This is a genomic window from Pinisolibacter sp. DMC100, assembly GCF_056313705.1.
In genome coordinates, this window is the sequence record NZ_JBQUZT010000007.1 from 1 (window position 1) to 18,426 (window position 18,426).

Consider the following 18,426-nt stretch of genomic DNA (forward strand, 5'->3'; position numbering starts at 1 on the left):
GGCAGGTCGTCGCCATCGACCCGGCGGAACTGGACGCCATCCTCGAAGCGGATTCGCGCCCCGCCTGACGGCGCGTCCTCGCGGCTGCCGTCACGACCGGTCACCCCGTACGAAGTGATGCGCCCGCCGCATTCTCGCCGGACACACCGGAGCGTGTTACGATTGCGACGGATCCTCCGTTCGGAGTGGATCCCTCGGGGAGCGCGCGTCGCATGTCGAACGACCAGCCGGCTCCGCCCTCCGATCCCGCGACACCACCGACCGAGCCGCGCGACGACCTCACCGTGGTCGGCATCGGCGCCTCCGCGGGCGGGCTCGAGGCGTGTCGGCGGATGCTGGCCTGCCTGCCGGCGGATCACAGCATGGCGATGGTGCTGGTGCAGCACCTCGACCCCCACCACGAGAGCCTGATGGCGGATCTCCTCGCCGGTCACACCACGATGACCGTCGCCGCCGCGCGCGACGGCGAACCGCTCCGCCCCGACCACCTCCATCTCATTCCGCCCGGCACCGAGCTGACGATCGACGGCGGCGTGCTCCGCGTCTCCCGCCCGGCCGCCCGTCACGGCGCGCGGCTGCCCTTCGACGCCTTCCTCGCCTCGCTGGCGCGCTCCTGCGGGGAACGGGCGATCGCCGTCGTCCTGTCGGGGTCCGGCGCCGACGGCAGCGGCAGTCTGAAGGCGGTGAAGGACGCCGGCGGCTTCGTCGTCGTCCAGGACCCCGGCGAGGCCGGTTTCGACGGCATGCCGCGCAGCGCCATCGCCACCGGCACGGTCGACAGGGTCCTGCCGGTCGAGGAGATCGGACCGGCCCTGATCGCCCATTGTCGCGCGGCGGCGGAGCGCGGCGGCGTCGAGGCGGTCCCGTCGGGTTCGCCCGATCGCCTCGCCGACATCGTCGAACTCCTGCGGACGCGGACGCCGCACGACTTCCGCCTCTACAAGCCCGGCACACTGCGACGCCGGATCGAGCGGCGGGTGGCGGCGACCGGCTCGGCCGACGTCGACGCCTATCTCGCGACCCTGCGCGGCGATCCGCAGGAACTGAGCGTGCTCGCCGCCGACCTGCTGATCAACGTCACCGAGTTCTTCCGCGACGCCGAGGTGTTCGAGCGTCTGGCGACGACGATCGTGCCCGATCTGGTGCGCGACCGCTCGCCCGATCACCCGATCCGCGTCTGGGTGCCGGGATGCAGCACCGGCGAGGAGGCCTATTCCCTCGCCATGCTGTTCCTCGAGGCGATCGAGGCCTCCAAGCGTACCATCCGCCTCCAGATCTTCGCATCGGACGTCGATGCCGACGCGGTGGCGGCGGCGCGCGAAGGGCTCTATCCGACGACCGCCGCGGCCAACCTCTCCGCCGAGCGCCTCGCCCGGTTCTTCACCCGGGAGGAGCACGGCTTCCGCGTCTCGCCCGATCTGCGCGGCGTCGTGGTCTTCACCGTGCAGGACGTGCTCGCCGATCCGCCGTTCTCCCGGCTCGATCTGGTGTCCTGCCGCAACCTGCTGATCTATCTGGGAAGCGAGGCGCAGCAGAAGGTCCTGGCGCTGTTCCACTTCGCCCTGCGCGAGGGCGGCCTGCTGCTGCTCGGCAACGCCGAGACCGCCGGCGACGACGACCGCTTCGAGGCGCTGCCCAAGCCCGGGCGTCTCTTCCGCCGGATCGGCCCCGGCCGCTCGGCGGACTTCGGTCCGGTGCCGGGTGGCGCCGGCATCGCTCCGGCGCTCCGCCGCCATTCGGAGCGGACGCCGAAGCGCCAGTCGTCGCTCGCCGATCTCTGCCGTCGTCTGGTGATCGAAACCCACGCGCCCGCGGCGGTGTTGATCGACCGCGCCTACGAATGCCTCTTCACGCTCGGGCCGATCGACCGTCACCTGCGCCTGGCGCCGGGCTCACCGAGCCACGACCTCCTCGCGCTGGTGGCGGATCCCCTGCGCATCAAGCTGCGCTCGGCGATCCGGCGCGCCGCCGAGGAGGACGCCCGCGTCGTCGTCGACGGCGGAGTCTTCCAGCGCGACGGCGAGGACGTGGCCTTCACGATCGACGTCCGGCCGGTGCACGAGCCGGACGAGACGATGTTCCTCGTCTGCTTCGTCGACGTTCCGGGGCCGCCCCGGCACGACGACCGACCGGTCGATGCCGACGGCGACCCACGCGTCGCCGAGCGCGAGCTCGACGCCACGCGGCGGGAACTGCAGGGGGCGATCGCCAGCCTGGAGATCTCGCTCGAAGAGCAGAAGGTGGTCAACGAGGAGGCGCTCTCGGCCAACGAGGAGTTCCAGTCGACCAACGAGGAGCTGTTGACCTCGAAGGAGGAGCTCCAGTCGCTCAACGAGGAACTGACCGCCCTCAACGGCCAGCTCCAGGAGACGCTGGAGCGCCATCGCACCACCTCGAACGATCTGCAGAACGTCCTCAACTCGACCGACGTCGCGACCCTGTTCCTCGACACAAACCTCGACATCCGCTTCTTCACGCCGGCGATCCGGTTGCTCTTCAGCATCATCGCCAGCGACGTCGGACGGCCGCTCGCCGATCTGCGCTTCCTCGCCACGGACGAGGCCCTGCTCGCCGACGCCCGCGCCGTGATGCGCGACGCGACGCCGATCGAACGCGAGATCGCGGCGCCGAACGATCTCTGGTTCATCCGCCGGGTGCTGCCCTACCGGACGCTCGACGACCGCATCGCCGGTGTGGTCATCACCTTCGTCGACGTCACCGAACGGCGGCGTACGGCGGAGGCGCTCGACGCCGCCAAGCGCCGTGCCGAACAGGCCAGTCTGGCCAAGTCGCGTTTCCTCGCCGCCGCCAACCACGACCTGCGCCAACCGTTGCAGACGCTCTGCCTGTTGCAGGGCCTGCTCGCCGAGGCGGTCACCGGCGCGCGCGCCGAGCGGCTGGTCGGTCGGCTCGAGGATGCGCTCGGCGCCATGACCGGCATGATCGACACGCTGCTCGACATGAACCAGATCGAGGCGGGGACGGTCCACGTCAGGGTCGACGACGTGGCGCTCGGCGACGTCTTCGCCCGCATGAGCGGCGAATTCGCCTATGCGGCCGAGACCAGGGGCCTGACGTTTCGGGCCTTCCCGTCGACGCGGACGGTGCGCACGGACCGGCGGCTGCTCGAGCAGATGCTCCGCAATCTCCTGGCCAACGCGTTGAAGTACACGCAGCACGGCAAGGTGCTGCTCGGCTGCCGACGGCGCGGCACGACCGTGCGCATCGAGGTCTGGGACACCGGCATCGGCATTCCCGCCGACGAACTCCGGACGATCTTCGACGAGTATCATCAGATCGACAACGCCGGACGTGACCGCACCCGGGGCCTCGGCCTCGGCCTGTCGATCGTCCAGCGGCTCGGCGATCTGCTCGGCCATCGCATCCACGTCCGATCGCGCCCGGGGCGCGGATCGGTCTTCACGATCGACGTGCCGCCGACGACGAACGGGACCTCGCGTCGGCCGGACCTCGCCGCCGACACGGCCCCGCCGCGCGCGGCGGAGACCGAGGGCGGACGGCGGATCGGATCGATCCTGCTGGTCGAGGACGAGCCGGAGGTGCGTGATCTGCTGGAGCTGGTGCTCGAGCGCGAAGGTCATTTCGTCATCGCCGCGACCGACGGCGTCGCCGCCCTGGAGATGGTGGTCCAGGGGACATCGCGGCCCGATCTGGTGCTCGCCGACCTCAATCTGCCGGGCGGCATCGACGGGCTCGAGGTCGTGACGCGGTTGCGCGAGGCGGTCCGCCACGCCGTGCCGGCGATCATCCTGACCGGAGACATCTCGCCGGACACGCTGCGCGAGATCACCGACCGGGGCTGCGTGCACATCGACAAGCCGGTGACGACCGCGGCCCTGCTCGACGTCGTCGACCGTCTGCTGTCGCAGCCGTCGAGACCGGGCGAACGCGCGCCGAAGGTCGGCCCGGCGCCACCGCCCGTGCCGACGGTTCAGGTCTGGCTGGTCGACGACGACGCGGCTGTCCGTGAGACGATGGGGGCGACGCTGGAGTCGGAAGGGCTGTCGGTCGAGACCTGCGACAGCGGCGAGGCCTTTCTCGCGGCCTACCGGTCGAGCGGCGACGCCTGTCTGCTGATCGACGCCTCGCTGCCGGGCATGAGCGGTCTCGAGCTGCTGCGCCGGCTCGACGCCGAGGGGCTCTCGCTGCCGTCGATCATGATCACCGGCCATGGCGACGTCGCCAAGGCGGTCGAGGCGATGAAACTGGGCGTGGTCGACTTCCTGGAGAAGCCGGTCGGCCGTGCCGAACTGCTGGCCTGCGTCCGGCGGGCGCTGGACCATGCGCGCGACGACGAGATGCATGCGGCTCTACGCACGGCGGCAGGACGCCGCGTCGCCGACCTGACGCCGCGCCAGATCCAGATCATGGAGATGGTCCTCGCCGGGCATCCGAGCAAGAACATCGCCGTCGATCTCGGCATCAGCCAGCGGACGGTCGAGAACCATCGCGCCGCGATCATGCGGAAGACCGGAGCGACGTCGCTGCCCGCCCTCGTGCGCCTGATCGCCGAGATCGACGACTGACGATCTCGGTTCGGTCTCGAAGCGGGTCATTCCAGAATGTCGACGACGCGCCGTGTGGTCGGATCGACCAGGACGGGCTTGTGATCGACGATCGTGTAGCGGAAGGCGCGAACCCCGTATTCCGCCGGGACGTCGTGATAGGTCACGCCCCGGTCCGGCAGGATCGTCCCGATCCGCAGCTTTCGGCCGTAGGCGAAGGAGACCGGGTGGCGGCGGACGACGTATTCGCGAAACCGTGGCCGCTGGTCGGCGCCGAACAGCCCGTCGGCGAAGCTGCCGTCCCCGGCCGCCACGGCGATCGGAACGGCGAGCATCGTGACCAGTGAGGCGGCGAGGATCCACGTCTGCATGGCCTTCTCCCGTCGTCGCGTTCGAGACGCGATCCGGATCCACGGCCCCGCGTGGACGGAACGACGGACCGCAGCATGACCGACGCTCCGACCCGTCGGCAGCTTCGGAATCTACCCATTCACCGCAGCTCGTGGATCGCCCGGCCGGTCGTCTCGAAGGCGGTGATGTCGGCGAAGGTGGTCTCGGCGATCGCCCGCAGGGCCTCGACGGTGAAGAAGCCCTGGTGGCCGGTGATCAGGACGTTCGGCAGGGTCTGGAGCCGGGCGAAGACGTCGTCGCGGATGACCTGGTCGGAGAGATCCTCGAAGAACAGGTCGGCCTCCTCCTCGTAGACGTCGAGCCCGAGGTGGCCGATCGTGCCCTCCTTCAGTGCGTCGATCACCGCGCGGGTGTCGATCAGGCCGCCGCGGCTGGTGTTGATCAGCATCATCCCCCGCTTCAGGCTGCCGATCGCGGTCGCGTCGATCATGTGCCGCGTCTGCGGCGTCAGCGGACAGTGCAGGCTGACGACGTCGGCGATCGTCAGCAGATCCGGCAGGTCCATGTAGATGACGCCCGCGGCGACGCAGTCGGGATCGGGCGTCGGGTCGAAGGCGACGACGCGACAGCCGAAACTCGCCATGATCCGCGCCACCCCGCGTCCGATCCGCCCGGTCCCGACCACGCCGACGGTGCGGCCGTGCAGATTGAAGCCGAGCAGCCCCTCGAGCGCGAAGTTGCCCTCGCGGACACGGGCATAGGCACGGTGGATGTGGCGGTCGAGCGCCAGGATCAGCGCCACCGTGTGCTCGCTCACCGCCTCCGGCGAATAGGCCGGCACCCGGGTGACCGCCACGCCGTGGCGCGCGGCGGCGGCGAGATCGACGTTGTTGAAACCGGCAGACCGCAGGGCGACGAGGCGGACGTCGAGGCTCGCGAGGGTCGCCAGCACCGCCTCGTCGATCCGGTCGTTGACGAAGGCCGAGACGGCGCCGGCCCCGCGCGCCAGAACGGCGGTCTCGGGTGAGAGGTGCGCCTCGAGGAAGACGAGCCGGTGTGACCCCGCGGCGGCGGCGAGAAACTGCCGGTCGTAGGACTTGGTGCTGAAGATGGTGACGTTCACGGCGAGCCCTCCGGCGGTGCCGCCTCGCCGATCGACCACCGATCGCGGAGGACGAGCGGACGGATCGCGGGCGCCCGAGTCTGGGCCCGCGAGCCCGGCTCGGGAAGGTCGGAATATACTCGGACGCCGCGCGCCCTCCGGGCACACTCCGGAAGCGGTCGGACCCGACCGACGGTCGATCACCGGGATGTTCGCCGTCGCGGCGAAGGTGGCGGTGGCAACGGCGTCGCCGACGACGTCGTGGGACCGGGTCGACGCGGCCGTCGGCGTCTCGAGTACATTCCGAGGCTGACGCCGGCGTCCGATCGATGGTCTCTGATGGGTCGTGCCCTCGACGGGCGGCGCGAAGCTCTCCCCCGACTCTCGCCCCGTTCGACCGCCGAGGGTTCGACCCGGACCTCGAGGTCCCGCCGTCGGACCGCCCACCTCCCCCCTGGGCGATCGTCCGGCGGCCCCTCGTCCCGTCGGCCCCGGCCGCCCGACCTTCGAGGCGAAGGTGCCCGGCCCCGGCCCCGCGACGTTTCACCCGTTCGTTCGGCAAGTCATCGCATGCGTCGCCGACGAAGAACCGTTTCGGCCGACGACCGAAAGCAACGCTCGAGGAGGAGTGCCATGGACACCCGACTGCGTATCTCCGTGCTCGTCTACATGATGGTGCAGGCCGTCCTGTTCGGCGCCGCGGCCATCCTGATCCTGGCCACGCCGTTGACCAGCCACGCGATGAGCCTGTTCCCGTGGTTCATCGGCGTCAGCGCGGTGGTCTCCCTGCCGCTGTCGTGGATGATCGCGCCGCACCTGCGTGCGCGGTTCGAGAAGCGTGCGGCTCTCCTGCCCGAGGCCTGACCGCGCGTGCGGCGTCCCCGGCCCCCGCCGCCGCCCTCACGGCGTCGGGACCGGGGCGCCGCGATGGCGGGGCGGCAGTGAGTTCGAACGAAAGCGCCGTGCGGTCGGATCGGACCGCACGGCGTTCGTCTATCCGGTGGGCCGCCGAGGATCGGAGGAGGCATCCGACCCTCGGCGTTCGATCGACCGTCGCGGCGACGATCGACCGATGTCTCGTCCGTGTCAGTCGCGGTAGCGGCAGACGCGATGACCGACGGCGCGGCTGTAGTAGCAGTAGCGGCCGGCATGATGCGGCCGCGTCGCGTCGGCGATGACGGCGCCGGCGGCGGCACCGGCGACACCGCCGATCAGAGCGCCACCGACGCTGTTGGAGGCGGCACCGCCGATGATCGCTCCACCGACACCGCCGATGCCGGCACCCTCCGCCATGCGGGTGTCACGGGCGTTGGCGCAGGCGGCGAGACCGAAGGCGACGACGGTCAGGACGGCGAAGGTCTTCAGGGAGGTCTTCATGGGGAAATCCTCTTCGGGATCGGAGTGGCGCGACGACCGGAACGGTCGTCGCGACCGGGACGTCAATCGGGCTGGCCGGGCGTGCGGAGCAGTTCGGGCGCGCCGCCCGTCGCAGGGCGGGGCCGATCCTGCGGGCGTGCGGTGTCCTTCGAGGCCGGCCCGGGCATCGTGCCACCGTCCCGTGGCATCAGTGCGGCCGGTCCCCGGTTCGGGCGCGTGGCGTCGTCGGGACGCCGCGCGGCGGGCGGCTCGCGCATCGGCGAGGCCTGCTTCGGCGGACGCTCGACCGGCGCGGTCGCCGCCGGCGGCGGGCCGCCTCCGGTGATGTCCGGCGGCGGTCCCGGCTTGTGCGGCGGCTGTGCCGGGTTGACGATGGGACCGCGATCACCGCGGGGACCACCGCGCCAGCGGTGGTCGTTCACCCAGGGGCGCGAGCCGTAGTGTGCGCCCCAGTAGTCGCCGATCCCGAAGGTCAGGACCGAGAGACCGAACATGGCGCCGTCGCTCGACAGGCGCGCGCGCCGTCCGGACTGGACGAAGTCGATGCGGTTGCCGGGGAACCAGCCGCGTTCGCCGTCGGCCGACACGTCGCACCAGGTGGCGCGACGCAGACAGCCGAAGATCTCGAGGCTCTCGCCGGAGGCGACGCGGGCGACGCGCGGGTAGTCGGTGCCCGGCCCGGCGCGCAGGGACGACGACGAGCGGGCGAAGCCCTCGGCGGCCAGAGCGGCACCGGGGACGACGAGGAGGGTCAGGACCAGTCCGAGGGCGGACGTCGTGGAGCGGGTCGACATGGGATCTCTCTTTCCACGGGTCGAGCGACCCGTTCGGGTGTGGCGCCGTCGTTCATCCGGTGGTGGCGCCGCGATGCGGGACGTTGTGCGATTCCGCGAACCAGAGCTGGCGGTCTGCTTCGCGCGAGATCTCGGTGAAGATGTCGGCGGTGTCGGCGTCGCCGAAGCCTTCGGCCTGATCGATCGCCCGACGGGCCGACTGGCCGAAGGCGGCCAGACCGCTCGCCACGGCGAAGAGGTGTTTCGTGGTGTCGGCGAGGCCGAGGTCGTAGGGAACGAGGAAGGAGCCGACGGTCGCCACCTGGATGGTGCCGTGGGCGGTGCCGCCCAACCCTCCGGCGCGCTCGGCGAGGACGTCGGACCAGGCCGCGACGGTCTCGGCCATGCGGTCGAACAGCTCGTGAATGGCGATGAAGCCGGGACCGCGCACGTTCCAATGCGCCTGCTTCAGCTGTGCCTGGAGATCGATCGAGGCGGCCAGGTGCAGGTTGAGCAGTTCGATCGAGCGGGCGCGAATGTCGGCGTGGAGGGTGTTGTGGGTCGTCGACAGGGGAAATTCCGTCTGCTCGCGATCGGCACGGCCGGTGTCGGCCTTGGCGGGTGCCGGGGCGAGCGACGGGGCGACGGCAGCGATCGAACGCGGCTTGGGCGAGGTGGGCGACGAGGTCATGTTGGTCTCACTTCCTGGTTGAGCCGACGATCGCGCCGCCGACGACGGCGGCGATCAGCATCGGGATCTTGTGGGCGACGACGAGACGACTGACCTCGCCGAGCAGGGCGTCGTCGGTCGAGGGCGGCGACCGGGACGGGGACGGATCGCGAAGGAGACGGCGGATCAGCAGCGCCTGCATCAGTCCGACGATGGCGAGACCGGCGGTGACGACCAGCGGTGCGCCGACCGGACCGACCAGCGGGTGCAGCCAGATCCAAGCCGCCGCGGTCGCGCAGCCGAGCGCCGCGAGAGCGGAGGCCGCCGCGAGAAGCCCCAGCCCGGCGACCGCGACGAAGCGTGTCGGAGAGCGGGCTTCGGGGCAGACCGACCCCGCCGATCGGGTCGCCGAGAGGACCCGCACGGCGAGGCCGAGCCATGTCGGAAGTCCGGTCACCGCAGCAACAGCCGGCCGCCGATCAGGCCGACCCCGACGGCGACGGCGAGGGCGGCGAGCGGATGCTCCTCGATCGCCTTGCCGAGCGCATCGGCAGCCCGCGCGCTCTCGGTCCCGACTTCGTCGGCGATACGGCGCGCGCCGTCGTCGAGCGAGGCGGCGGCGCGGCCGACGCTGTCGCCGACGCGGTCCTTCGAGTGATCGAGGAGACCGGCGAAGTCGCGTTTCAGCGCGGCGAGGTCCTCGCGCAGGCTGGCGATGTCGGGATCGGTGGCAGTGTTCATGGAGGAATCCTCCGGCCGGCAGCGCGGCGGCGGCACTCCCGAACCTGTCGACGCCACCCCGTTCGGGGGGCACGTCGGCGCGGGAGGCTCCGAACGACGAAGGGGCCGAGAGCGATCCTAGACAGACCGCCCCCGCGTCGAGCAGGGACGGAATCTACTCGAGCGAGCGCCCGCCGACCGCGCACGCCGTCCCGACGGTTCGTCGCCGGCCGCTCACGCGACGCCGCGTCGGTGCGGTTTCGGGACGCTCGAGTAGTTTCCGAGGCTGCCCGCGCGCCTGCACCCCTCCTAGGCTCGATCTCGTCCCCCCGTGTCGCTGCCCGAACGATGGCTCCCGAAAGCGCGGCGCCCTCCCGGTCGCATCCGGGATCGTCGGTGGTGCCTCGACTTCACGGACGGCGATCGAACGGTCGCCCGGTGGGGGTGGAAGGAACATCGATGAAATCGCCCATCCGGCATCTGGCCGCCGAACACCACGATCAGGCCGCGTCGCACCATCACGCCGCCGCCCATCACCATCACCAGGCCTCGCACTTCTACGACCTCGGCGACCCGGCATCCGCCGATCGCCACGCGACGGCGGCCCTGGAACACAGCGACCTCGCGCGGCGCTTCGCCGTCACCGCCCACGGCCACATCCCCGGCCGACCCGACGAGGCGTCGGGAGCTTGACGGTCGTCGACCGCACGAGCCCGTCCGCCGGATCGTCCGCCTCCGGCGCGGCTTTCGATCGCGGACGGCACCCCCGCCGGTTCCGCGAAACCTCGAGACACAGGAGAGAGACCATGAACAAGGACCGTATCGTCGGTTCCGCCAAGCAGGTGAAGGGTGCCGTCGAAGAGACGGCCGGCAAGCTCCTCGGCGACGCCAAGCTCGTCGCCGACGGCAAGGCCGCCAAGGTCGAGGGCAAGGTCCAGAACCTCGTCGGCAGCACCCGCGACGCTCTGAAGAAGTGACCGCACCGTCGTCGTTCCCTCGGGGCGGAAGCGCTCCGAGGGAACGACGCGCCATTCCTCGAAGGGAGACCATCATGAGCCTCGGTACGATCCTCCTCGTCATCCTGATCCTGTTCCTGGTCGGCGCCCTGCCGACGTGGTCGCACAGCGCCAACTGGGGCTACGGCCCGAGCGGCGGCGTCGGACTGGTCCTGGTCATCGTCGTCGTGCTGCTGCTGCTCGGCCGGCTGTGACGCCATGGCTCGCGACCGCGTCAGGGGTCATCTGGGCACCGTCGTCGCCGTCGGTCTCGGCCTCGCCGGCTGTGCCGGCCATGCCGAAGGCGGGCTGGCGCCGACCGCGCTGCGAGCGGACGACACGTCGCGCGTCGACATGCTGGCCGTGACCACCCGCGCCCCGACCGGGCAGGTCGATGCGCCCTTCGACGGCGACCGCGGCACGTCGGTCCGGATCGACCGCCTCGTCGTGTCGATTCCGCCGGAGGCGAAACGGACCGTCGGTACGGTGCAGTGGCCCTCCGGCCGGCCGGCCGACCCGGCGCTCGGCTTCGCCGTGCTGCGCTCCGACCCGGTCGAGCCGCAGGCGGTGAAGTCCTGGTTCCACCGATCCGGCCGGCATCGCGTGCTGATCTTCGTCCACGGCTTCGACACGCGCCACGACGAAGCGGTGTTCCGCTTCGCCCAGCTCGTCCACGACAGCGGCACCGCGTTCCTGCCGGTCCTGTTCTCGTGGGCCTCGCGCGGCTCGGCCTGGGCCTACGACTACGACAAGGACAGCGCCACCGTGTCGCGCGATGCGCTCGAAGGGTTGCTGCGCACCGCCGTCGCCGATCCCGGCGTCACCGACGTCACGGTGCTCGCCCATTCCATGGGGAGCTGGCCGGCCGTCGAGGCGCTGCGGCAGATGGCGATCCGCGACGGCGGCGTCTCGGCGAAGATCGGCAACGTGATCCTCGCCTCGCCCGATCTCGACGTCGACGTCTTCCGCGCCCAGCTCGATCGGATCGGCGGCCATCCGCGCTTCACGCTCTTCGTCTCGCGCGACGACCACGCGCTCGAACTGGCGACGTTCGTCGCCGGCAGCGGCGCGCGCCTCGGGGCGATCGACCCGACCACCCCCGCCAACCGCGCGCTGCTGGAGAAGCGGGGCGTCGACGTCATCGATCTGACCGCCCTCGACGGCGGCGGTGCGCTCAACCACGGCAAGTTCGCCAAGAGCCCCGGCGTGGTGCGTCTGCTCGGCGAACGCTTTCTCGCCGGCCAACCGGTCTCGGATGCGCGGGTCGGTCTGGGCGACCGGCTCGGCGCGGTCCTGGTCGGCACGGTCGGTTCGGTGACCACGCTCGTCACGGCCCCCGTCGCCGCGGTCGCGGCGGGCCGTCCCTGAGACGACGCGAGGTCGGTGCCGCGCGTGCCCGACGATCGAGGAGAAGAACGAGATGTCCAGAGACAACGACGAAGCCGAATTCGAGGTGGTCGAGACCACGCTCGAACTGGCCAGGAAGGCGATCAGACGGACGCTGCGCGGCATGCGTTCGGGCGAGCACCGCAAGGCGTTCCGGGCCGTCAAGGCCGAGCGCCGGAAGGAGGCGGTCGACCGTGCGATTGCCATCGGCGTCCAGATCCGTACGCTGCGGGCGGAGCTCGACGTGATCTTCGAAGTCGATGCCGCGACGAAGAAGTCCTGACGGCGGGCCCGCCTTCCTTCACCCATCGAACGAGAGGACTGCCATCATGACCATCTCCATCGGACACCTCCAGCCGGTCGTCTCGCTGATCGCCGGCGTCCTGATCCTGGTGATGCCGCGACTGCTCAACTACATCGTCGCCGGCTTCCTGATCGTCTCGGGCCTTCTCGGCCTCGGCCTGTTCAAGTGACGCGACCTCGGCGCGGGAACGGTGGACCACGCCCGCGACGTCTTTCGCCACGACGCGTCGCCTTCCGGGCGATGGGCGAGGGCCTCGACGCCCGTCGGACGCCGCCGCGTAGAACCGCGCGGCGCCCGTCTCGGCTCGAGTACTTTCCGATCCTGCCGAGAGCGCGGACCGGTCTCTAGGGTCGGAGCGAAGGGCGGCGCGACGTGCCGGACGTCCTCATGGGCGGTCGCGGCGCGGCGCGCGGTCCGTCGCCGTCGGCGGGACAGCCTCGCGGCGGCGCGACGAGCGCGCACCGAGGAGAAGCACCATGAAGATCACCGACACCGTCATCGCCGTCTTCGCCGACCACAATGCCGCCGAGGCCGCGATCCACAGGCTGAGCCAGGGCGGCTTCGAAATGAAGAAGCTCAGCCTCATCGGCCGGGGCTTCCACACCGAGGAAAAGGTCGTCGGCTTCTACAACACCGGCGACCGCGTCCGCTTCTGGGGCACGCGCGGCGCCTTCTGGGGCGCGCTCTGGGGCCTGTTCTTCGGTGGACTGTTCCTGACCGTTCCGTTGGTCGGTCACGTGATCGTCCTCGGCTATCTCGCCGCCGTGTCGGTCTCGGTGCTCGAGAACGCCGTCGTGGTCGGCGGACTGAGCGCGCTGGGCGCGGCGCTCTACGGACTAGGCATCCCCAAGGACAGCGTGATCCGCTACGAGGGCGCGGTGAAGGCCGACGGCTTCCTGGTGTCGGCGCACGGGACGGCCGACGAGATCGCGCGCGCCCGCGCCATCCTCGACCAGACCAGCCCGGCGAGCATCGACGTCCACACGCACGCGAAACCGGTCGCGGCGGTACCGGACGGCGCGACGGGCCGTCCCGCCGTCGCCTGAGCGCCGGATCCGGGCCGGCTCGCCATGGGTGCCGTCGACCGTCCTGCCCCCGGCGGGGCGGTCGAACACCCGTCGAGAAAGGGGGCGACATGTTGATCCGATACGGCTGGGAGATGACCTTCGTCTGCGCCGCGCCGACCCCGATGGTCTGCCTGCTGGACCTCCACCGCAGCATCCTGCCCGCGATCCGAACCGAGATACCGTTCACCTCCGAACCGCCGATCCGATCGCGGCTCTATTTCGACCTCTTCGGCAATCGCTGCCGTCGTTTCGTGGCTCCCGCGGGGCGCCTGCGGATCTCCGCCGGCGGCGTGATCGAGGACGACGGGCAGGCGGACCCGGTCGCGCCCTTCGCCGAAGAGGTGCCGGTCGCCGACCTTCCCGACGCCTGTCTGATCCATCTGGTCGGCAGTCGCTACTGCGAGACCGACCTCCTGAGCCAGATCGCCTGGGATCTGTTCGGTGGCGTGAGTCCGGGCTGGGGCCGAGTGCAGGCGATCTGCGACTTCGTTCACGATCGCATCGCCTTCGACTACGCCAGCGCCCGGCCGACCCGCACCGCCTTCGAGGCGTTCCACGAGCGCGTCGGCGTCTGCCGCGACTACGCCCATCTGGCGATCACGCTGTGTCGCTGCATGAACATCCCGGCGCGCTACGTGAACGGCCATCTCGGTGACGTCGGCGTGCCGCCGAGCCCGGATCCGATGGACTTCAGCGCCTGGATCGAGGTCTGGCTGGGAGGCCGCTGGTACACGTTCGACCCCCCGCAACAACCGTCCCCGGATCGGGCGTCTGCCGATCGCCCGCGGTCGCGACGCCGCCGACATTCCCCTCGTCAACTCCTTCGGCCCGCACGTGCTGGAGGCGTTCCGGGTATGGTGCGACGAGGTCGACGCCGGCGGTGCGGTCGTTCCGTGGGAGGCGGCACGGTGGTGAGCGCCGGAGGAGACCCTCCGGCGCCGCGAGGCGTGCCCGGTGGCGTTCGGCCGAAGCCGCGACGCTCACTTGGCCTTGAGGACCTGGCCACGGATCTCGCCGCTCGAGTTGGCGGCGGTGTGGAGGTTCAGATAGAGCTGCCCCTTCATCAGGTCCGCCGCCTGCGCGTCGGTCAGTGTCGCCTTGCCCGAGAAGGGGCTCGCGGCGGCGTCGACCGTCACTTCGACGCCGGCGTTCTTGCCGGCTTCGGCGGGGCCGTGGAAGTGCGAGGAGGTCACCGCGCCGCTCAGATCGGCATAGGTGCCCTTCCAGGTCAGGACCTTGGTCTTGTCGTCGTAGGTGATGTCGGCGCTGCCGGTGCCCTTGGTCGTCACCTGGGGAACCTCTTCGGTTCCCGACAGGGTGGCCTTGAAGGTGGTCGTCTCGGCCAGCGCCGGCAGAGCGAAGACGGCGCCGGAGATCAGCAGCGTGGCGAGCAGGGTGCGGTCGAAGGTCTTCATGGGAGTTCCTTTCCGGAACTGGGGCCCGGGGCGGGGAGGCTTCACCGCCGGACGGGAGACGTGAAGCCCTCCCTCGTCGCCGAAGGCCGTCGAAGGAGGGGGAAAGTCGCGGCCCGATCGAGCGGATCGATGGCCGAGGCACGTCCGCCTGTCTCGTCGGTCGAAGCCGACCCGGCGGCGCGGACGCCGAGAGCGCCCTTCACGAGCGGCGCATCGACCGTCATGGGACACGGCGAGCCGGCTCGGCACCAGACTCGGAATGTACCCACGCCCACAGAGACCCCGAACCGGACCCGTGGACCGGTGCGACGACGGCGGCCGGGTTGCCGAAGGCCTGTAATCCTCGTGGCCTGCGCGAGGCGGCTCGGAGCGGGAACGGGAGTGTCCAACCGACGTCGACGTCCGACACCTGCTGGTCTCTGTTTAATTGACGAATGAACAGAAGGTCTCGCTCGAAGAGCTCCGGCGGACGATCTCGAGCTTCGAACCCCGCGACGGCCTGAGGACGGATCGCTCCGAGTACGGCGCTTCCGGCCCCGCCTCAGCGCAGGGCGCGGCGCAGGATCTTGCCGATGTTGGTCTTCGGCAGTTCGGTGCGGAACTCGACGACGCGCGGCACCTTGTAGGCCGCGAGGTTGCGGCGGCAGTGCTCGACCACGCTCTCGGCGTCGAGCGCCGGGTCCTTCTTGACCACGACCACCTTGACCTTCTCGCCGGAATGCTCGTCGGGAACGGAGATCGCCCCGGCCTCGAGGATGCCGGGATGTTCGGCCAGAACGTCTTCGATCTCGGTCGGGAAGACGTTGAAGCCCGAGACGTTGATCATGTCCTTCTTGCGGTCGACGATGTAGTAGTAGCCGGCCGCGTCGACCCGGGCGATGTCGCCGGTCTTGAGGAAGCCGTCGTGCGTCATCGCCGCGCGGGTCTCCTCCGGATTGTTCCAGTAGCCGCGCATCACCTGCGGCCCGCGCACGCAGAGCTCGCCCGGCTCGCCCATCGGCACGTCGCGGCCGTCCTCGTCGCGGATCACCACTTCGGTGTTGGGGAAGGGCAGGCCGATCGAGCCGTTGAACTCGCGCGCGTCGAGCGGGTTCATGGTGACGCAGGGCGACGCCTCGGTCATGCCGTAGGCCTCGATCAGCGGACGGCCGGTGACCGCCTTCCACTTCGCCGCCACCGCGCTCTGCACCGCCATGCCGCCGCCGAGCGAGATCCTCAGCGCCGAGAAGTCGATCTCCGAGAACTTCGGGTGGTGCAGCAGCGCGTTGAACAGCGTGTTGACGCCGGTCACCGTGGTGAAGCGATACTTGCGCAGGGTCTTCACCAGTCCCGAGATGTCGCGCGGATTGGTGACGAGAACATTGGTCGCGCCGATCTTGAGGAACGTCAGGCAATTCGCCGTCAGCGCGAAGATGTGATAGAGCGGCAGCGCGGTGAGGATGGTCTCCCTGGTGTCGCGCAACACCGGCTCCAGCCACGCATGACCCTGCAACATGTTGGCCATGACGTTGCCGTGGGTGAGCATCGCGCCCTTGGGGCTGCCCGTCGTGCCGCCGGTATATTGCAGGAAGGCGAGATCGTCGCGTTCGAGCGGCGGCATCTCGTGCGCACGGCGGGCGCCGTGGGCGAGGGCGCGGGCGAAGGGAACGTGGCCGGGGATGTCCCACGGCCGCACCATCTTCTTGACCCGCTTCACCATGAAGTTGGCGAGCGCCCCCTTGGCGGCGCCGAGGAGATCGCCGACCCGGGTGACGACGACGGTCTTCACCCCCGTCCGCCCGACCACTTCGGCGACGACATGGGCGAAGTTTTCCAGCACCACCACGACTTCGGCGCCGGAATCGGCCAGCTGATGCTCGAGCTCGCGCGCCGAATAGAGCGGATTGCAGTTGACCACGATGCAGCCGGCCCGGAGCGTGCCGAAGAGGGCGACGGGATACTGCAGCAGGTTCGGCATCATCAGCGCCACCCGCGTGCCCTTCGGCAGACCGAGATGGCCCTGGAGGAAGGCGGCGAAGTCGCGCGCCTTGGCGCCGAGGTCGTCGTAGGTCAGGCTGCGGCCCATGTTGACGTAGGCGACGCGCTCGCGGAAGGCGGCGACGGAACGCTCGAACATCTCCGGGATCGACGAAAAGACCTCGACGTCGATCAGCGTCGGGACGGCATGGCTGGAGGCGACGCTCTGGGCGCTCTGCATCGGTGCGGCTTCTCTCTGGCGATCTTCGGGTCGCGGTTCCGGTCGTCCGGTGGGCGAGCGATATAAAGGGATCGCACACCCCTCGGCAATTCGGCCCACTCCGGATGTCCCCACCCGGCGGGGTGCGGCCTTTCGCCTTGACAGGCCCGCGCTCCCGCGTGATGACGGGCAAACTTTCCCAGCCTCGAGAGATCCATGATGACCCGCGACGAAGTCCTCGACGTGTTCAAGTCCTGCGGCGCGCTGCTGACCGGCCACTTCATCCTGTCGTCGGGTCTGCGCTCGCCGGTCTTCATCCAGAAGGCCCGCGTCTTCCAGTATCCCGAGAAGACCGAGATCGTCTGCAAGGCGCTCGCCGAAAAGATCCGCGCCGCCGGCATCGACCGGCTCGACGCCGTCGTCGGCCCGGCGATGGGCGGCATCATTCCGGCCTACGAGACCGCCCGTCACCTCGGCGTGCCCGCCGTGTGGACCGAGCGCGAGGGCGGCGAGATGCGGCTGCGCCGCTTCGAACTGAAGCCCGGCGCCCGCGTCGTCATCATCGAGGACATCGTGACGACCGGCCTGTCGTCGCGCGAGACCGTTGCGGCGCTGACCGCCATCGGCGCCGAGGTGGTGGCGGTGGCCTGCCTGATCGACCGGTCCGCCGGCAAGGCCGACTGCGGCGTGCCGCTGGTGGCGCTGGCCGAATACGAGGTGCCGGCCTACCCCGCCGACGCCCTGCCGCCGGAGCTGGCCGCGCTCCCCGCCGTGAAGCCCGGCAGCCGCAACATCTGAGGCGGGCGGGCGCGGCTCCGCGCCTTGATTTCGGCCGGAAAGAATGGTCGAATCCGGCCATGACCCGGGACGAAGCGCTCGCCATCTTGGTGAAACATCGCGCCGAACTGATGCAGCGGGGCGTCCTCCACGCCGCGCTCTTCGGCTCGACCGCGCGTGGCGAGGCGACCGCCGACAGCGACGTCGACATCCTCGTCGATCTCGATCCCGCGGCGCCGATCGGTGTCTGGGAGTTCGTCGGCCTGCAGCACTTCGTCGGCGAGCTTTTTCCGACCCGTGTCGATGTGGTGCATCGGGAGGGGTTGCGCCCGCGCCCGCGCCTGTCGATCGAGCGGGATCTGGTCCATGCTTTCTGAGCGCAGCCTCGCCGCCCTCGAAGACATGCTCGACAATATCTGTCTGGCGCAGGAGTTCACGAGCAACGTGTCGTTGGACGCGCTCGCGGCGGACAGGCGGACTTTCTATGCCGTCGTCCGCTGCCTCGAGATCATCTCCGAAGCGGCACGAAGGCTCGATGTCGAGGTGGTGGAGCGCCACCCGGAGATTCCGTGGCGCGATCTGCGTGGTGCCGGCAACGTCTATCGCCATGACTATGGCAACGTGTCGCCGCGCACGGTTCTGCGAACCGCTCGGGAAGCTCTGCCGATTCTTCGGGCCGCGGTCGAAGCCGAGTTGGCCGCCTCATCGGGGCAGGCCTGAGCGACGCCGTCTTGTTCCCGACGTCGCGCGGTCCTATGTGTCGGTACCCGCGGGTTCCGATCGGCGG

Annotated in this window: 21 protein-coding genes and 1 pseudogene; 13 read left to right on the plus strand and 9 right to left on the minus strand. The window is 70.3% G+C overall.

Going from position 1 to position 18,426, the window contains the following annotated elements; all coding sequences use genetic code 11:
• Positions 1 to 212 precede the first annotated feature (212 nt).
• Positions 213 to 4,547, plus strand: coding sequence for a chemotaxis protein CheB (locus ACT541_RS18080; RefSeq protein ID WP_476138502.1), 4,335 nt, complete (start codon positions 213 to 215; stop codon positions 4,545 to 4,547).
• Between the two features lie 26 nt (positions 4,548 to 4,573).
• Here ACT541_RS18080 and ACT541_RS18085 read toward each other — a convergent pair whose 3' ends face one another.
• Positions 4,574 to 4,897: a DUF1236 domain-containing protein gene (locus tag ACT541_RS18085; RefSeq protein ID WP_476138503.1), complete on the minus strand. Its 324-nt coding sequence runs from the start codon at positions 4,895 to 4,897 to the stop codon at positions 4,574 to 4,576.
• 119 nt (positions 4,898 to 5,016) lie between these two features.
• Positions 5,017 to 6,000, minus strand: a complete 984-nt coding sequence (locus tag ACT541_RS18090) for a 2-hydroxyacid dehydrogenase (protein ID WP_476138504.1) — start codon at positions 5,998 to 6,000, stop codon at positions 5,017 to 5,019.
• 612 nt (positions 6,001 to 6,612) lie between these two features.
• Here ACT541_RS18090 and ACT541_RS18095 point away from each other — a divergent pair.
• Complete coding sequence (locus tag ACT541_RS18095) at positions 6,613 to 6,843, plus strand: hypothetical protein (protein ID WP_476138505.1); 231 nt, start codon at positions 6,613 to 6,615, stop codon at positions 6,841 to 6,843.
• 222 nt (positions 6,844 to 7,065) lie between these two features.
• Here ACT541_RS18095 and ACT541_RS18100 read toward each other — a convergent pair whose 3' ends face one another.
• The 5 genes from ACT541_RS18100 to ACT541_RS18120 form a co-directional block, all read right to left on the minus strand.
• Positions 7,066 to 7,356: a hypothetical protein gene (locus ACT541_RS18100; RefSeq protein WP_476138506.1), complete on the minus strand. Its 291-nt coding sequence runs from the start codon at positions 7,354 to 7,356 to the stop codon at positions 7,066 to 7,068.
• A 62-nt stretch (positions 7,357 to 7,418) separates the two neighbouring features.
• Positions 7,419 to 8,150 (minus strand): SH3 domain-containing protein, encoded by a 732-nt coding sequence (locus tag ACT541_RS18105; protein ID WP_476138507.1) that lies wholly within the window; start codon positions 8,148 to 8,150, stop codon positions 7,419 to 7,421.
• Positions 8,151 to 8,202: 52 nt separating this feature from the next.
• Complete coding sequence (dps, locus tag ACT541_RS18110) at positions 8,203 to 8,820, minus strand: DNA starvation/stationary phase protection protein Dps (protein WP_476138508.1); 618 nt, start codon at positions 8,818 to 8,820, stop codon at positions 8,203 to 8,205.
• Between the two features lie 7 nt (positions 8,821 to 8,827).
• Positions 8,828 to 9,256 (minus strand): hypothetical protein, encoded by a 429-nt coding sequence (locus ACT541_RS18115; protein WP_476138509.1) that lies wholly within the window; start codon positions 9,254 to 9,256, stop codon positions 8,828 to 8,830.
• Positions 9,253 to 9,540 carry a hypothetical protein gene (locus tag ACT541_RS18120; RefSeq protein WP_476138510.1) on the minus strand — a complete coding sequence of 96 codons (288 nt, stop codon included), beginning with the start codon at positions 9,538 to 9,540 and terminating at the stop codon, positions 9,253 to 9,255. The genes ACT541_RS18115 and ACT541_RS18120 overlap by 4 nt, the downstream gene beginning before the upstream one ends.
• Positions 9,541 to 9,978: 438 nt before the next feature.
• Between ACT541_RS18120 and ACT541_RS18125 the strand changes: the two genes are divergently transcribed.
• From ACT541_RS18125 to ACT541_RS18160, 8 genes and pseudogenes are all read left to right on the plus strand, one after another.
• Positions 9,979 to 10,212, plus strand: coding sequence for a hypothetical protein (locus ACT541_RS18125; protein WP_476138511.1), 234 nt, complete (start codon positions 9,979 to 9,981; stop codon positions 10,210 to 10,212).
• Between the two features lie 113 nt (positions 10,213 to 10,325).
• The gene (locus ACT541_RS18130; protein WP_476138512.1) at positions 10,326 to 10,496 is read left to right on the plus strand and encodes a CsbD family protein; all 171 of its coding nucleotides are present in this window, start codon (positions 10,326 to 10,328) and stop codon (positions 10,494 to 10,496) included.
• Between the two features lie 74 nt (positions 10,497 to 10,570).
• Positions 10,571 to 10,729 (plus strand): DUF3309 family protein, encoded by a 159-nt coding sequence (locus ACT541_RS18135; RefSeq protein ID WP_476138513.1) that lies wholly within the window; start codon positions 10,571 to 10,573, stop codon positions 10,727 to 10,729.
• Between the two features lie 4 nt (positions 10,730 to 10,733).
• Positions 10,734 to 11,882 carry an alpha/beta hydrolase gene (locus tag ACT541_RS18140; protein WP_476138514.1) on the plus strand — a complete coding sequence of 383 codons (1,149 nt, stop codon included), beginning with the start codon at positions 10,734 to 10,736 and terminating at the stop codon, positions 11,880 to 11,882.
• A gap of 52 nt (positions 11,883 to 11,934) precedes the next feature.
• Positions 11,935 to 12,183: a hypothetical protein gene (locus ACT541_RS18145; protein ID WP_476138515.1), complete on the plus strand. Its 249-nt coding sequence runs from the start codon at positions 11,935 to 11,937 to the stop codon at positions 12,181 to 12,183.
• Positions 12,184 to 12,229: 46 nt separating this feature from the next.
• Positions 12,230 to 12,373: a DUF3096 domain-containing protein gene (locus ACT541_RS18150; protein ID WP_476138516.1), complete on the plus strand. Its 144-nt coding sequence runs from the start codon at positions 12,230 to 12,232 to the stop codon at positions 12,371 to 12,373.
• A 307-nt stretch (positions 12,374 to 12,680) separates the two neighbouring features.
• Positions 12,681 to 13,250 (plus strand): hypothetical protein, encoded by a 570-nt coding sequence (locus tag ACT541_RS18155; RefSeq protein ID WP_476138517.1) that lies wholly within the window; start codon positions 12,681 to 12,683, stop codon positions 13,248 to 13,250.
• Between the two features lie 89 nt (positions 13,251 to 13,339).
• A pseudogene (locus ACT541_RS18160) lies at positions 13,340 to 14,186 on the plus strand (transglutaminase-like domain-containing protein).
• Between the two features lie 65 nt (positions 14,187 to 14,251).
• On the opposite strand, the gene ACT541_RS18165 reads toward ACT541_RS18160, so the two are convergent.
• Complete coding sequence (locus ACT541_RS18165) at positions 14,252 to 14,686, minus strand: CHRD domain-containing protein (RefSeq protein ID WP_476138518.1); 435 nt, start codon at positions 14,684 to 14,686, stop codon at positions 14,252 to 14,254.
• A gap of 541 nt (positions 14,687 to 15,227) precedes the next feature.
• Positions 15,228 to 16,883: an AMP-binding protein gene (locus ACT541_RS18170; protein ID WP_476138519.1), complete on the minus strand. Its 1,656-nt coding sequence runs from the start codon at positions 16,881 to 16,883 to the stop codon at positions 15,228 to 15,230.
• A 198-nt stretch (positions 16,884 to 17,081) separates the two neighbouring features.
• Here ACT541_RS18170 and pyrE point away from each other — a divergent pair, with 198 nt between their 5' ends.
• The 3 genes from pyrE to ACT541_RS18185 are packed head-to-tail and all read left to right on the plus strand — an operon-like array spanning position 17,082 to position 18,359.
• On the plus strand, positions 17,082 to 17,660 hold the full coding sequence (pyrE, locus tag ACT541_RS18175; RefSeq protein ID WP_476138604.1) for an orotate phosphoribosyltransferase: 579 nt from the start codon (positions 17,082 to 17,084) through the stop codon (positions 17,658 to 17,660).
• A 59-nt stretch (positions 17,661 to 17,719) separates the two neighbouring features.
• Positions 17,720 to 18,016 carry a nucleotidyltransferase family protein gene (locus ACT541_RS18180; RefSeq protein ID WP_476138520.1) on the plus strand — a complete coding sequence of 99 codons (297 nt, stop codon included), beginning with the start codon at positions 17,720 to 17,722 and terminating at the stop codon, positions 18,014 to 18,016.
• Positions 18,006 to 18,359 carry a HepT-like ribonuclease domain-containing protein gene (locus tag ACT541_RS18185; protein WP_476138521.1) on the plus strand — a complete coding sequence of 118 codons (354 nt, stop codon included), beginning with the start codon at positions 18,006 to 18,008 and terminating at the stop codon, positions 18,357 to 18,359. Before ACT541_RS18180 ends, ACT541_RS18185 begins: the two co-directional genes overlap by 11 nt.
• Positions 18,360 to 18,426 lie beyond the last annotated feature (67 nt).